This is a genomic window from Shewanella sp. SG44-2 (assembly GCF_014164215.1).
GTDB classification, from domain to species: Bacteria; Pseudomonadota; Gammaproteobacteria; order Enterobacterales; family Shewanellaceae; genus Shewanella; species Shewanella frigidimarina.
The window spans coordinates 104,954-119,900 of the sequence record NZ_JACJEU010000002.1; the positions used below are offsets into that span (position 1 = coordinate 104,954).

A 14,947-nucleotide genomic window follows, 5' to 3' on the forward strand; every position below is an offset into this window, starting at 1 on the left:
AACGATTTTCTCAACGACCATGATGATTGGCGCAAGAGCTGTCACAGAGTATATCAACTCAAGACCGTTTGTTCATCGTTTGCATGCGGAATTGTGTCAAGGGTTAACAAATATCGGTTGCTATTGTTAACTAATCTAGCCATTGTTATGAATTTTTTGACAACAAGCTAAAGCCAGAATATTAATGATATACTCCCAAACCTCTCACTGTAAAAATGGTGAAATGCATGTGAGTGAAAGGACGCAAAACAACCACGGTTTTCATAAGGGTTGTTTTAAATTTATTCAATGGATTAAATCAAATGTCACTAGTAAAAGTAACCTAACTGTAGCATCAACCATTTTATTCAGCAGATGTCGCCATTACTGAATATTCTAGGGTTAAATATCAGTAGTTGAACATGATTAAATTGGGTGTTTGGGTTAGTAATATATGAAATTTAAAGTTTTTCTCATTAATTTAGATAACAGTACTGAACGATTTACGTTCATGGATGAACAACTAAAACAATTAGGTGTCGAATACCAACGTATTTCCGCCGTTTACGGTAAAGATTTGCACGATACCGAGATTGCGAAAGTGTATGATCCGCAAACAAACCTTCAAAAATACGACAAAAAGCTTAATTTGGGTGAAATTGGCTGCTACCTAAGCCATGTCCAATGTTGGCAAATGATTATTGAACAACAGTTAGATTACGCTTTAATTCTTGAGGATGACTCAATCCTAGATCCTGCGTTAATGACGGTGATACAACATATTAATAATCTTTCTGCTGATTGGGATTACATCAAACTGTGTCATGGACGTAAGCAAAAAGGTATTGTTAAATCGATAATGCTTGATGATCGCTTTAGCTTATCGACGTGTTTAAAATTGCCAGCTTCTACCCGCGGCCAATGCGTGTCATTGGCTGGAGCACAAAAATTATTAGCAACGGCATACCCTATTGCCCGTCCTGTTGATATCGATATTCAATTTTGGTTCGAAAAACAATTACGTTGCTTTGTTGTAAGACCTTTTCCTGTGATTGGAACCGATTTAGACAGTGATATTAATCGACAAGGTAGACGTACTAATGTTGAACGTCATCATTTATTGCGTATTTGGCAAAAAGTGAAGTTCGAATTGAATTTATTGAAATATAAACAACAATTGCCATCACTTCCACGATTCAACAGTAACAAGCCATAATGCTTTTTCAAGATAAGTAACCGAACTTTAGATAAGTGACCCTCCATAAGGTTGTTTTATAGCACTAGCTCAGTTGGTTTCATTCAATGGTAATTGATTCACCACTGAGGGAGCAGTGTTAATTTCTTTTGTTTATCAGCATTCGGAATCGCATGTGATTTTTTACTGTAATATTGAACTTGAGAATGCGGAATGATTTTTCATCTTGTATTCTTAGCTCTGGTGAAATAACGAGTAATGATTGCTTTTTCTATTTTAATGGGGACGATGTGAAGTTATTCATATCGTCCCGCCATTTGTATTTATTTTGTTGTTGAAGGTTTGTTTAGCCAAGGTGCTCTTGCATCGGTACCGCCATACAGTTCAAATTTACGACCTAACTTCTGACCACCATCACGAGTCAGTGGTTGCCAAGCAAGGTTACCGCGATTAGTTACTGGCGTTGGTAGTATTGCATCAAACGGGATTGAAATATAAAACCCTTTAGTAAAACTACCCTCACCAAATTGGTCGGCAGATAAGTTTGTCTTGGAGGCGAAAGCACCCACAATTACACCACTATCAAATTGCTTAGAAAAGTCCACAGTAACACCGCGATCTTCTGCTAAGTATTGACCATAGCTGACCTTAAGCAGTACATCATCGAACCAGCTTGGTTGATAATATACGCTAGCATGGCCTGTGAATGTACCAGTTTGAGCTCGGAAATAACGGCCTGAATCAGGATCAAAATTTAGTTCTTGATCAAAGAAACCCACAAGGTTATCTGGGTCGCGCTGCTTAACGTAGTTAGCATCAACACCAAATGCCCATTCGCTATTCATTGGGCGGTAAAGCACTTCTGCGCCAACACCACCAAACATCATTTCTAGATAGCCTACATAGGCTTGAGCATAGATATTTTCACTGAGCTTATCTAACCAAGTGAGCTGCAGGTTATCAATACGAACAGGATTGTCTGACACATATTGCCTAACCAGAGTTCGAACACGTTTTAAGTCGGTACCGTCTGGTGGTGTTTTGTATTTAAATTGATCATAGTTATCAAACAAGTTGATATACATCGCACCACTAATCTCAAGATTATCGGTTAACCAACGGCCTGCTGAACCATTAATACCTACATTAAAGAGGTAAAAATTTTCTGATCCGCCAAATGATTGGGCAAGCTTAGGTGCAAAGCCATAACTCCATTGGTCAGAAACCTCCCAATCGGGCTTTTCTGTTGGCAGTGTTGGTTCGATTACTTTAGTGCTATCTTCAATTTTCGCATTGAGGTAATTATGCTGCACAGCATCTTTAAACTGTTTAGTATCAATGTGAGTTTCAGTTGTTGGAAGGTGCGCAGTATTTTCAATAATTTTGAAGGTACTCACATTCGGAAACTGATTAGATAAAATGCGTCCTGCTTGATCATGAGCGAACTTTCTATCACGATATTTAGTTTGGGTTGCAACAACGGTGACTTCATCATTTTTGATATAAATCTTAGCGCCCTTATAGCCGGCATCATAAGCAAGCTGCTTATTAAGTTCTGGTAGATCAACTTTACGGTCGGTCTTATCAGACTTATCTTCAATTGCCTGCTTGGGAGTGTCACGCCAGTTCGATTTTAAGGTATTAAAATTAGTGGCTAAACTAAAACCTAATGTCCAAGTATTACCACGCTCATAACTTAATTTAAAGTCGCCCCAGTTACTGACTTTATATAATAAGCCGTAGTTTATTGGGCTACTTTGTTTCAGTTCATTACCAGTACGCAAAGCGGCAAAGTCAGACTTATAATCATTACCATCATACTCAACCTTTATGCGCAAAGGGTCCCAAGGCGTTTGATATTCAATACCAGCGAAAACTGCACTACAGCCTTTAAACCAACGTTCAAAGTCAACATTGCCGCCTTTGCCTTTGTAGCCGGTATTCCGATTACAATCGACAGATGATGATTTGTTAGCGTCGGTTAAATTACCACGGTTACCTATATAACCCCAACCCATACCAATAGTTGCATCGAACGGCCCAAAAGCTTTAGTCATGGCGATATATTCGCTATCAAATAAGCCGGTACCACCAATATCACGTACACCGATAGACGTTTCTGGTATCCAATAGCTTTCTTCTAATAAGCGCAGTTTTACATCAATGCCTTTGTCGGTGTAATAGGTATCACCGCTAAATTCAGGATCATTACTGTAAAGCACATCAGGAACTTGAGTGTAGCGAATAGTGGTTTCTAACCAAGGAAAAAGTTGGATTGATAATGCACCGTGATAATAATCTTCGTTAAAGGTGGCGTTAACACTAAATTCACCTTCTGCGGCCATTCTACCTGTAGGCATTTGAATCAGACCGACACCGCCAAAGTCATATTGTGAAGGAGTAACTTTTTGTTTAGATAACTCATCACTTAGCGCTTTTTCGGATACAAGTACACTGCTAAACATAAAAGGAATGGCGAAAAGGTAACTAACATTCTGCTTGACATTACTCATGGTTAACGTATCCAATATTTTAATAATTCAATCACTTGTTGATTTAATACTTGTTCATTTTCTTGAGCACCTTGAAATTCAAGGTAAATAATTGCCCCCGGCGCAATGTCAATTTGATGATTATTCCAATAAGCAATAGGGTAATGTTCAACTTTTCCATCAGGTTGAATCAACCATGCAAAACTGTTGTTTGAATCATCTATTGGTAAAGCCCAATCGAGGTATTTTGTTGCATTTTGTCTGACTCTAAACGGTTGTTTACCATTTTTCTCAACTGCACCTAATACCATTACATACCCAGGTTTGGTTGGTAATGAGAATAAATAATGTTCTGAAATAAGTGGATTTAGTTCTTCTTTAAGTCTTACTGAATCAAAGTCCAAAACAATTGCTTCACGTTTTGCGAATTTATTAACCGTTATCCAATCTGATAATGCTTTTATTGCTTGAATATTTTGTGGCTTATTTTTATTGGAATCTTGGATATTCAGTAAATGTAAAACTTGTTGTTGCTGGTTTTCTACTGCCGTGGCGGTGGATAGATCATAAAGTCCAGCAGATAACCAATAGATAGGTTGTGGCTGGATGTCATTTTGAGAAACTAATTTACTAATGTTTGCCAAACTGTCTTCAACAACTTGTACTAAGCGTACAGGCTTTTGATATTCAAGCGTTAATGTTTTAGTTGCTGATGCTGATTGTGTGACGGTAATTGTTGTTTCAGCGTTGACACTCCAGGTAAGAAAAATTAATAAAAGCGGTAGAAATCTAATAAACAGCGTCATTTTATATCCTCAAATGTATAAGGCTTTAACAGCGTGATATCAATATAAGGGAGATTGGGAGCAATTTTTTGGTTGCTTTTAAAGACCACACCAGAAGTGGCATCAATCCAAAACTGGTTATTGTATTCGATACCTAATTTGGGAATGAATATATGTTCATCAAACTTTTTCAATAGCACTGGACTCTCATTGATGATAACTGTCTCATCAGCAATAAAGGTAAAGGTTGATTGCTGTTTGTAACTAAAATGGTAACCGGGTTGCCAATCAATAGTACTTTGCCATTGCATTGGTGTGCTGGTTAAATGAAGTCCTAATGAAATTGGATCGATTTGTTCGCTACTAAGAGTGACAAGATTGCCATCAAACAGATTAACTGTTTTCAGTAAGCGACCATTACGAGTAACCAGCATTGCAGCATCAGATGATACCCACTTTAATTCAGCATTTTTTTTTGAAAATGGCGTAACAGGAATTGTCTGTGGTGCTTCTGCAAAAGCAAGTAATACATAGGCTTGCGAAGACTTATTTACTTTAACGTAGATACTTGCATATGGACTACTTTTAACTTTGCTTGCTGAAATAACCGAATCAGGCGGCCCGATGATACTGTCTTTAACCATATTAGAAATTTGGGATGAAGTGTTACTGCAACCAGATAAGGTGATCAAAGAGATAATAAATAGAGTTTTGCTATTTAAAATAAAAGGCATACTAGCTCAATTCCTTAAGCTTTATAATATTTATGGGAAATAAAAAAAGCACATTAAAAATGTGCTTTTTTATTTTACTAACAACTTTAGTTTGTAACTGAAGTTGTAGTAGTACCTGTTCCAGTGCTCGTTGTAGTTGTACCCGTGCCAGTACCAGTACCTGCGCCACTCTCAGAATTACTATCATTCACAGACACAGCGACTACGCTAACAAGAACCCCAGTAGCAACTGCAATAGTACCTACAGTTACAGCACCAAGGCCACCAGCACCAGCACCAGCACCAGCTCCAGTACCTGTACCTGTAGTTTCTTCAGCCGCTTGAGCTGAACTAACCATTAATAAAGCAGTTGTTAACGCTATAGCTAATTTTTTCATATTCAAAGTATTCCCGTAAAATATCCAAACAAACTAATTATAGGTTAGCATAGAATCTATTAACTTCTATCTTAAATTCTACATAATTGTTTAAAATTTATTCATAAATATTAGGTTGACAGTTTATTAATGGGTGTTTTTGGCAAAAATATTTAATTAATATCGATATCAAGTGTGTTGATACTCAATGAGCTGCTAAAATCGTTATAAATTTTTCATCATGGCTTTGTTTTATGCATAGAAGAGCGATTTATCCTGGTACGTTTGACCCAGTGACCAATGGTCATGCCGATTTAATTGAACGTGCTGCACGCTTATTTAAGCATGTGATTATCGGTATTGCTTCAAATCCTTCTAAGCAACCTCGTTTCACTCTCGAGGAGCGCGTCGCTCAAGTCAATTTAGTTACTGCACATTTAGATAATGTTGAAGTTGTTGGCTTTACTGGTCTATTAGTTGATTTTGCTAAAGAGCAACATGCTAGTGTCTTGGTGCGTGGATTGCGAGCGGTATCTGATTTCGAATACGAGTTTCAGTTGGCAAATATGAATCGCCGTTTGAGCCCTGATCTTGAAAGTGTGTTTTTAACCCCAGCGGAAGAAAATTCATTTATTTCGTCAACGTTAGTCAAGGAGGTCGCATTACATGGAGGGGATGTAAGTCAATTCGTTCATCCACAGATTGCAGCTGCATTGAAACAGAAAGTGGCACAAATTCAAGCCGAAAATAAAGGTAAGTAGTCGTATGATAAAGGGATTTAGTTTGATCAAGGTTGCCGTCACGCTTGGCTTAAGTACTATGATTATCACAGCGGATAGTGCTCAAGCCGCACCATGGGTCGATACCTCCGATATCTATTTGCGTGCAGATATTCAAGCGTTAGCTGATGCCGGAGTGATTAGTGCACCTATTAATACATTCCCATTAATGTGGTCTGGTATTGGGACTGATTTGGCTCAAACTGAACCTGCTTTGTTAACGCTTGATTTAGTTGATGCTTTTGCACGAGTTAATTTTTACTACCAAAATGCTGTTGGTAATCGTGGTAACACCAGTATAAAAGTGGCTGCCGCATCTGATGAGGCACGCTTTCAACATTTTGGCTCAGATTATCGTGAAAAGGGCCAGTTACAAGGCTCACATGAATACACTGGAGAGCGATTTTCTTATAAGATTTCTGCATCGGCAAATTATAACCCTGCGGACGACGAGGAAATCCGTTTAGATGATTCTTATATTGCGGTAGTGCTAGGCAATTGGATTGTCACAGCTGGCAGCGTCGGCCAATGGTGGGGACCTGGATTTGATTCCTCACTCCATAAATCAAATAATGCTCGCCCAATGCCATCTTTAATGGTCAGTCGTAATAATTCTCAAGCATTTGAAACGCCTTGGTTATCATGGTTTGGTGATTGGAATTTAACTGCTGGTGTGAGTATGACGGAGAAAGATCGGTATATTCCTAATGTGCTGCTGTGGAGTCTACGAGGGGCAATTAAGCCACTTAAGCAGTTAGAAATTGGCTTATCGTGGACCACACAGTTTTGCGGTGAAGGCCAAGAATGTAGCTTCAATACCGCAGTTAAATCCATTACTGGTCAGCGTGATTGTCGAGCGGATACAGGTCAAGGTGAAGGTTGTTCAAACTATGGTAACCAGATGGCGGGCTTTGATGTCCGTTATGCAGATACCTGGTTTGATGTACCTGTGGGCTTATATCTGGAACGAACCTGTGAGGATTCGACAGGCCAACCGTGGGAGATAACTGATTGTGCTAAAATGGTCGGTGTAGATACGCGTTTTAATCTTGCCAAACAACAATATAAGTTATTTTTCGAATACAGCGACACTCTGGTTTATTGCCTTAAAAATGAAGCTGATACTAGCTCTAACTGTTTTTATGAACATGACACCTACCTCAGTGGCTCACGTTATTATGGTCGTGCTTTTGGCAGTACCTATGACAGTGATGCCAATGTTTATGCATTAGGCTTAATTGGGCAGTTCGATAATAGTCATGGCTTTACCTCAATACTCCGTTATGCTCAACTGAATAAAGACGGTGCTAATCGCGGTGGTGTATGGGCTCCACAGCCATTAAAAGAAGATATCATGATGCTGGAATTGTCGTATCGTTTGCCGATGTTTAATGGCATGTTGACCTTAGGTGGCAGTGTGGCTAATTCAGAGTTCGAAGTACAAGATGATGACACTCAAGGTACTGTGTTTTCGACTTACGAATATAAGTTTTAAGCGCTATGGTTGATTAACCCGAGTTGAGGTTGATGATATGAGGGAGCCAAATGGCTCCCTTTTTTATGTGTAAATTTAGGCGTTATTTATCCGACTAACGTTGTTGGCATAAACCACAGAAAACCGTGGTACGTTGGCCAAGTTTTATCTCACTTAATAAATTGCCACAGGCTGTACAGGTTTCGCCACCACGACCATAAACATGCAGTTTTTGCGCAAAATATCCTGGCTTACCATCGGCATTAGTAAAATCTTTTAATGTTGTCCCACCTTGTTCAATGGCGTGAGCCAAAATTTGCTTAACCTCGCTGACTAGAATCGTTAACCGTTCTAAATCAATGCTTCCCGCCGCGGCTTCAGGATGGATCCCGGCAGCAAATAAAGCTTCGTTGGCGTAAATATTACCGGCTCCAACCACGATGTGATTATCCATTAAGCACAGTTTAATCGCCTTTTTCTTGCCCGCAAGTGCTGCTTGCAATTGCAATGGCGTAAAATGAGGACTTAGTGGCTCTGGGCCAAGCTTTGATAGCAGTGGATGGGCTTCTTCTGGTAACTCATACCATAACCAAGCACCAAAGCGACGTGGATCGTTAAAACGTAACATGCGCCCATTTTCGAGTACTAAATCAATATGGTCATGTTTTTCGATTGGGGTATTGCGCGGTAAAATACGTAAGCTGCCTGACATGCCTAAATGCACTATTGTCATTCCTGCATCGGTATCAATGAGTAAGTATTTAGCTCGTCTGCGGACATTGGTAATACGCTGACCAACAATGTTTTGAGCTATGGCCGGTACAGGCCAACGAAGTGAGGCATTGCGCACAATCAATTCACTTACCGTTTGCTCAATAAGATATGGACTGATCCCTAGACGGGTCACTTCAACTTCTGGTAATTCGGGCATAATGACTCATTATTTTGATTGAGGAGGTATGGCTAATATAGGTTGTAACCCAGCTCGTAAACTCGGCGGTACTAGATACCAATTTTGACTAGATGAATGCAACAAACCTTCATTTGGGAAATAGCGCCATAATTGTGTCGTTTGCATATTATCGATGGCAATAGACAGAGTTTGCTCTTTAAGGCTATGTTCAGGCTGATTTTTTAATGGTGATACACTAATATTTTGCCATGATAAAGCCCATTGCTGACAATTGAGCACCTGCGAATGACACTGCCACTGTCCGTCTTGTTGGCTTAGCCAAATACCATCAAGTTGTAATTGTTTCAACGGCAGCTGCGGATCAAATAAAGGCACTGTATCATCTGGGACATCGGCGGTTTTATCATTGATAAAAGACAATACCGCAATCATAAATACACTGGCACCAATAATAATATAGTTCCAACTTTTACGTGACAGAGCCATAAATCACCTTCATGTGGATAAAAACTATCTCAAACTGGTAATGTAACGCGCAAGTTTGAAGTGGCAAATCATGGCATAAGTGTACCATTGACGATAGCAAAAACAATTAGCCGCCAGTGGCATTCATAAAGCGTAGTATTTGTGGCGCAGCGTTGAGGTTAAAGTGGTGAGACTGCGGCTTGTATTGCATTCCATCGGTAATGGCTTGTTTAAGACGTTCAATGTCGGCGGGGAATTGTCGCACAATTGATTTTAAATCAATGGCATTCTCATTACCTAAGCACAACAGTAATTGCCCTTCAACGGTTACTCTTACGCGATTACATTCATGACAAAAGTCATTGCTGTGTGGCGATATAAATCCGATACGAATCGTGCTGTCGGCCATCTTTACATATCGAGAGGGGCCGCCTGTGCGTTTAGATGAAGCGATTAAGGGATAGCGCGTTTCTATAATGTTTCGGACTTCGTCACTTGAGCAATGACGGTGACGATGGCGATCATCCATGAGTCCAATTGGCATTTCTTCAATAAAAGCAATATCGAGTTGACGTTGGCGGCAGAACTCAACTAAATCTAATACTTCATGATCGTTTCGTCCACGCAGAATGACCGCATTAATTTTGATGTTACGAAAGCCAGCCGCTATTGCGGCATCAATGCCAGCGATGACACGCGCTAGTTTTCCGTTACGGGTTAGCTGCGCAAATACATCGGGGTTTAAGGTATCAAGGCTGATATTCAATCGGCTAAGGCCATTATCAAACAGTGGCTGCGCTAGCTTAGATAATCGAGACCCATTAGTGGTCATTGAGAGTTCTTCCAATTGAGGCAATTTTCTCAATAATTTGACCAGTTTGTCACAGTCGGATTGCACTAGTGGCTCACCACCGGTGAGGCGTATTTTTTTTACCCCAAGCTCAGTAAAAGCTTGGGCTATCCACGACAACTCTTCCAAACTAAGTACATGTGACTTAGGTAAAAAAGTCGGATCTTCGCTCATGCAATATACACAGCGAAAATCGCAACGATCGGTTACCGATAAGCGTAAATAATCTACTTTTCGCTGAAAACTGTCGATAAGTTGGCTCATATCAGCACTTACAGTAAATCAGCAAAGGGTTGAATAAACACAGACTCGCCAGCAGGTATGGTGGCAGTATCATCACCAATGACAATTAAACAATTAGCGCTGACCATTGAACTGAGCATGCCAGACCCTTGCGCACCAGTGGTGCTTACCTTGATTCGGCCATCTGAGCCAATAGTATAAATACCGCGTAAAAATTCAGTTCGCCCCGTTTTACTGCGTAATGCATGCTGTGCTATGGCAGGAATAAATTGTGGCTGCCAGTGAAGTTCGCCAGCTAATTTACGGATAGCAGGTTGCACAAACTGTAAAAATGCCACCATAACCGCCACAGGGTTTCCCGGTAAGCCAAAAAATAGGCTGCGATCAATATTCCCTACCGCGAGAGGGCGACCTGGTCGCATGTTAATTCGCCAAAATTGAGTGTTGCCCACATTGGCGAGTGCCGTTTTAATGTAATCGGCATTACCCACAGATACGCCGCCAGAGCTGATGACGATATCTGCTTGCTCTGCCGCACTGCGTAACGTCGCGGTGAGTATGTGTTCATTATCTTCAATAATGCCTAAATCGATAACCTGACAACCGAGCTTTTTAGCCATCGATAATACGGTATAGCGATTTGAGTCATAGATGCAGTTTGGTTTGAGTGTTTGTCCTGGTTGGCTGACTTCATCGCCAGTTGAAAATACCGCGACGGTAGGGCGTTTAACTAAAGGTAGTCGATCAAATCCAAGTGATGCTAGTAGGCCTAGTTCAGCAGCACCTAAGCGTTTCCCTGCCGCTAAAGCGACGTCACCGCTAGCAATATCTTCACCCGCCAGACGTACATGTTGACCTTTAACGATGTGTTCATGTTCAAGAAGGGTTAACAGGTTATCTTGTTCGTTTGCTAGCTCTCGTGGCTGAATGGTGTCAGCGCTTTTTGGCACTGTTGCTCCGGTCATAATGCGCACGGCTTCGCCGTCTTGCAGCATATTGGGGTAATGATGTCCTGCTAATACTTCGGCCACGACTTTAAGAGGCTTATTAGATAAGTTACTAAACGCAAAGGCATAACCGTCCATTGCAGAGTTAGTTTGTTGAGGTACGTTTATTTCAGAAATAATATCATGCGCCAGTACGCGATTATCAATATCGAAAAGACTGACTAATTCAGTGTCCACAATAGGGGTAACTTGGCTTAATACCGCCGCAACGCCTTGGGATACACTAATAGCGTTTGGACTGTTTTCCGTATCGTCTATTTGAGCTGCTTTGCTCGCATCAATCGGCAAGCTGACCTCTTCTGCCTGCCAATTTTGTTGATAGTGTTGTACAAAATCAGCAATTTGCGCCACGTTGTTTAAATCTAAGCGCGTTAATGAATCAGGTACTGTGGTTTCATCACAACAGGCAATCGCAACGATATTGTCATCATGTATATGAATCAAAGGTTTATTATGTGCTGCACGGTGTAATTCAATTTTAGGTAATGCCAGCTTCTTAAAGCCTTCTACTAGTACGATATCGACTTTGTCTGCTTCAATTTGACGCAGTAAATGTTGTAATTGTGGGTCGTCATCAACTGGGTCTTCAGTCATTAATGCCCAGCGTACATGAGATGCTACCAATACTTGCCTTGCCCCAGCTTTGCGCATTTCGAAACTGTCTTTACCCGGAACATCAACATCAAAATTATGATGTGCATGCTTAATAACGGCTAAACGTAAACCGCGCTCAATTAAGGCAGGAATAAGCTGTTTTAGTAGGGTGGTTTTACCTGTGCCACTGTATGCACAAAATCCCAAAACGGGAATGGACAATGGGTTAGAAAATAATGCTGTCATGAAGTACCTCTACTGAATTACTTGGCAATTTGCGTTGCTAACTGCTGTTTTTGTTCTGGTGTATTGATGTTAACGAATGCATTGGGTTGGTCAGCAAAACTTTCTACTGCCACTTTATGTTGGCGATACCAAAAATCAATTTTGCGCTCTCCCGCATCTAAAAAAGCCTGCATCGATGCTGCCAGATGTGGTTTTAGCAATAACACTACGGGTTGCTCATACTCACCATCACTAGCAACAGCAAGGTCGGCTTGTTGTTGCTCTAAAGCAGCTAATAATCTTGCTGTTAAGTCGGTTGGTAGCATAGGACAGTCGCAAGGGACCACAAGTAAATAATCAGCTTGAGTCTGTTTTAAGGCTGTAACCATTCCAGCTAAAGGGCCTAAATAACCGCTGTCTTGATCGCTGAAAACAGTGTAACCCCATTGCTCATATTGAGCTTGGTTTCGATTTGCGTTAATCAGGATCTGATCCACTTGAGTCGACAGCTTATTAATTGTATGACAAATCATCGCTTGGCCATTGAGATCCACTAAGCCTTTGTCATTGCCGCCCATTCGTCTTGCCATGCCGCCAGCTAAAATCACCGCATCAATTTGAGGTGCCATAATGTAATTCCGTTGTGTGGGTATCATGTAAATCATCTGTTTGGGGTACATGAATACTGGTATGAATTGTGCGTTGCTTTATATGCCAATGTTGTTGACACAACGCGGTCAGGCCACAGGTTTGATGACTGCTAATTAACAGTCCTGTGCCGTCTTGTTTGAGTTGATTTATCATCGCGAGCACTAGGCGCTGTGAGTGCTTATCCATATTTGAGATCGGTTCATCAAGCATTAATAGTTTAGGTTGCGCAATCCAAGCTCTGGCAATGGCAAGACGTTGTCTCTCACCACCCGACAGGTCGCTGGCATTATGATTCAGTAAATCGGTGAGTTGAGCCATATGAATGGCTTGTTTGATCCGCTTTTTACGTTGTTCCGGCGCTAAAGCCCGCTGATCCAAGGCGTAGGTTAAGTTGTACTTTACTGTGCCTTCAAAAAGATAAGGATGTTGATGTAAATAAACCGCTTTACCTAAAAGAGATGACGGTCGCCACCACGTTTGAGGTGCAAACCCCTGGCTGGTGATCTGACCTTGATTTGGTTTAATTAAACCCGCGAGGAGTTTCATTAAGGTCGATTTACCCGAACCATTGTCACCTTGCAGGTAAATGACATCACCTTGGCTAAAATGCAAATCGGCTGCGCTAAAGAGTATCTGCTGATTAAAAGATATCAGTAGGTTTTTTGCATGAATACTGGCTAAAGAGCGGTCTGAAGAATGTGATAATGCCATCTTAATGACTCCTTGGGAGCGCTTTGCCTCGCAATGAACCTAAGATGAAGTTTAACACTACCGCTAATATTAATAAGACTAATCCTAGCGCGATAGCTTGTGCAAAATCGCCTTTGCTCGTTTCAAGTGCTATTGCAGTGGGAATATTACGGGTGACATTCATAATATTGCCACCAACCATCATCGAGCAACCCACTTCAGTTAAAATGCGACTAAACGCTGCGATAATGGCGAGCAGTAAGGGGCCTCGTAGTTCACGGCATAAGGTCCAAACCGCGCGTAGCCATGAGGCTCCTAATGTACGAGATGTTTCCCACGCTCTACGATCCACACTGGCAAAAGCGGCCTGTGACAATGCGATTAATACTGGAGCGCAAATTAACATCTGTCCTAAAATCATTCCTTTTTGGGTGAATAGCCACTTTAAATCGCCTAAGACACCATTGCGAGTTAACAATAAATACACTAATAAACCAATCACTACAGTGGGAATAGATTGCAATGTTTGCACTAAGTTAGTGACGATCCAGCGGCCTCTGAAATGACTAAACGCGAGGATAAAACCTAACATCATCGACGGAATAATGGTGATCAACAGCGCGGCAAAAGACACCGAAAATGAGATGTTAATAATTGCCCATACATGTGGGTCAAAAGATAGCAGCAAGCTAAATGCTTGCTGCAATAGGGCTAACCAGCCATCACTCATTTTTTATAAGTTGCCTTAAACAATTGCTCTCCTTGCACTTTATAATTATTAATCATAGTTTGTGTTGCAGGGCTGATAAACCAATCGCTTAATGCTCTTGCCCCTTTATGATTCAAGTCTGGGTATTTTGTAGGGTTGATCAAAATAATTTGGTAAGGGTTAGCTAATTCCGCACCACCTTCAAAACTAATATTAAGGTCTAGCTTAGCTTTATAAGCAATAAACGTACCGCGATCCGCTAATGTATAAGCCTGAAATTCATTGGCCATTAATAAGGTTTTACCCATGCCTTGGCCAACTGAGGTATAGCCAGTAAATTCAGGTTTAACGCCCGCATCTTTCCAAATGGCTAACTCTTTCATATTAGTACCAGAGTTATCACCACGAGAAATAAATTTACTTGGCTTATTAGCAATTTTGCTGAATGCTTCAGTGGCATCTTTGCTCGACTTGAGCCCAGCAGGATCATTTTTAGGCCCTAATACAATGAAATCATTCTCCATAATACCGCGAGGCTCAATACCATAACCGTCAGCAACAAACTTTGCTTCTGCAGCTGGAGCATGAGTCATAACGACATCAACATCTCCCTGACTTGCCAGCTTCAATGCTTTACCTGTACCCGTAGCAATCACTTGTACACTATAGCCTGATTCCGCTTCAAATTTTGGTAACAGCGCCCCAAGTAATCCTGAGTTTTCAGTGCTAGTAGTGGTCGCTAACTTGATCACTTCATTTGCGAGTGCTGTTGGGCTGAACATTGCTCCGCTGAGTACCGATGCTGC

Annotated in this window: 15 protein-coding genes; 3 read left to right on the forward strand and 12 right to left on the reverse strand. The window is 41.0% G+C overall.

Translation table 11 applies throughout. The features are described 5' to 3' along the window. Positions 1–433 precede the first annotated feature (433 nt). Positions 434–1,195: a glycosyltransferase family 25 protein gene (locus tag H5181_RS01985; protein WP_102037508.1), complete on the forward strand. Its 762-nt coding sequence runs from the start codon at positions 434–436 to the stop codon at positions 1,193–1,195. A gap of 302 nt (positions 1,196–1,497) precedes the next feature. Here the strand turns inward: H5181_RS01985 and H5181_RS01990 are convergent, their stop codons facing one another. The 4 genes from H5181_RS01990 to H5181_RS02005 all read right to left on the reverse strand — a co-directional run bounded on the left by H5181_RS01990 (position 1,498) and on the right by H5181_RS02005 (position 5,562). Continuing rightward, a complete protein-coding gene (locus H5181_RS01990) occupies positions 1,498–3,687 on the reverse strand; it encodes a YjbH domain-containing protein (RefSeq protein ID WP_182750073.1) in 2,190 nt (729 codons plus the stop codon). 2 nt (positions 3,688–3,689) lie between these two features. Beyond that, positions 3,690–4,472, reverse strand: coding sequence for a capsule biosynthesis GfcC family protein (locus tag H5181_RS01995; RefSeq protein ID WP_182750074.1), 783 nt, complete (start codon positions 4,470–4,472; stop codon positions 3,690–3,692). After that, the gene (locus H5181_RS02000) at positions 4,469–5,185 is read right to left on the reverse strand and encodes a YjbF family lipoprotein (protein WP_102036259.1); all 717 of its coding nucleotides are present in this window, start codon (positions 5,183–5,185) and stop codon (positions 4,469–4,471) included. Before H5181_RS02000 ends, H5181_RS01995 begins: the two co-directional genes overlap by 4 nt. Positions 5,186–5,271: 86 nt before the next feature. Next, the gene (locus H5181_RS02005; RefSeq protein ID WP_102036260.1) at positions 5,272–5,562 is read right to left on the reverse strand and encodes a hypothetical protein; all 291 of its coding nucleotides are present in this window, start codon (positions 5,560–5,562) and stop codon (positions 5,272–5,274) included. Positions 5,563–5,795: 233 nt separating this feature from the next. On the opposite strand from H5181_RS02005, the gene coaD reads away from it, so the two are divergent. After that, entirely contained in the window at positions 5,796–6,302 is a 507-nt protein-coding gene (gene coaD / locus H5181_RS02010; protein ID WP_123882443.1) for a pantetheine-phosphate adenylyltransferase, read from the forward strand. Positions 6,303–6,306: 4 nt separating this feature from the next. Beyond that, entirely contained in the window at positions 6,307–7,815 is a 1,509-nt protein-coding gene (locus H5181_RS02015) for a capsule assembly Wzi family protein (protein ID WP_182750075.1), read from the forward strand. A 94-nt stretch (positions 7,816–7,909) separates the two neighbouring features. Here H5181_RS02015 and mutM read toward each other — a convergent pair whose 3' ends face one another. The 8 genes from mutM to H5181_RS02055 form a co-directional block, all read right to left on the reverse strand. After that, positions 7,910–8,725: a bifunctional DNA-formamidopyrimidine glycosylase/DNA-(apurinic or apyrimidinic site) lyase gene (gene mutM, locus H5181_RS02020; RefSeq protein ID WP_011639333.1), complete on the reverse strand. Its 816-nt coding sequence runs from the start codon at positions 8,723–8,725 to the stop codon at positions 7,910–7,912. Positions 8,726–8,734: 9 nt separating this feature from the next. Further along, positions 8,735–9,193 (reverse strand): hypothetical protein, encoded by a 459-nt coding sequence (locus H5181_RS02025; RefSeq protein ID WP_182750076.1) that lies wholly within the window; start codon positions 9,191–9,193, stop codon positions 8,735–8,737. Positions 9,194–9,299: 106 nt separating this feature from the next. Continuing rightward, complete coding sequence (gene moaA / locus H5181_RS02030; RefSeq protein WP_182750077.1) at positions 9,300–10,286, reverse strand: GTP 3',8-cyclase MoaA; 987 nt, start codon at positions 10,284–10,286, stop codon at positions 9,300–9,302. A gap of 8 nt (positions 10,287–10,294) precedes the next feature. Next, positions 10,295–12,112, reverse strand: coding sequence for a bifunctional molybdopterin-guanine dinucleotide biosynthesis adaptor protein MobB/molybdopterin molybdotransferase MoeA (locus tag H5181_RS02035; protein WP_182750078.1), 1,818 nt, complete (start codon positions 12,110–12,112; stop codon positions 10,295–10,297). Positions 12,113–12,129: 17 nt separating this feature from the next. Then, on the reverse strand, positions 12,130–12,720 hold the full coding sequence (mobA, locus tag H5181_RS02040; protein WP_011639329.1) for a molybdenum cofactor guanylyltransferase MobA: 591 nt from the start codon (positions 12,718–12,720) through the stop codon (positions 12,130–12,132). Then, positions 12,704–13,453 (reverse strand): energy-coupling factor ABC transporter ATP-binding protein, encoded by a 750-nt coding sequence (locus H5181_RS02045; RefSeq protein ID WP_182750079.1) that lies wholly within the window; start codon positions 13,451–13,453, stop codon positions 12,704–12,706. Before H5181_RS02045 ends, mobA begins: the two co-directional genes overlap by 17 nt. A gap of 1 nt (position 13,454) precedes the next feature. Then, complete coding sequence (locus H5181_RS02050) at positions 13,455–14,162, reverse strand: ABC transporter permease (RefSeq protein WP_011639327.1); 708 nt, start codon at positions 14,160–14,162, stop codon at positions 13,455–13,457. Further along, positions 14,159–14,923, reverse strand: a complete 765-nt coding sequence (locus H5181_RS02055; protein ID WP_404948481.1) for a substrate-binding domain-containing protein — start codon at positions 14,921–14,923, stop codon at positions 14,159–14,161. Before H5181_RS02055 ends, H5181_RS02050 begins: the two co-directional genes overlap by 4 nt. Positions 14,924–14,947: the final 24 nt, after the last annotated feature.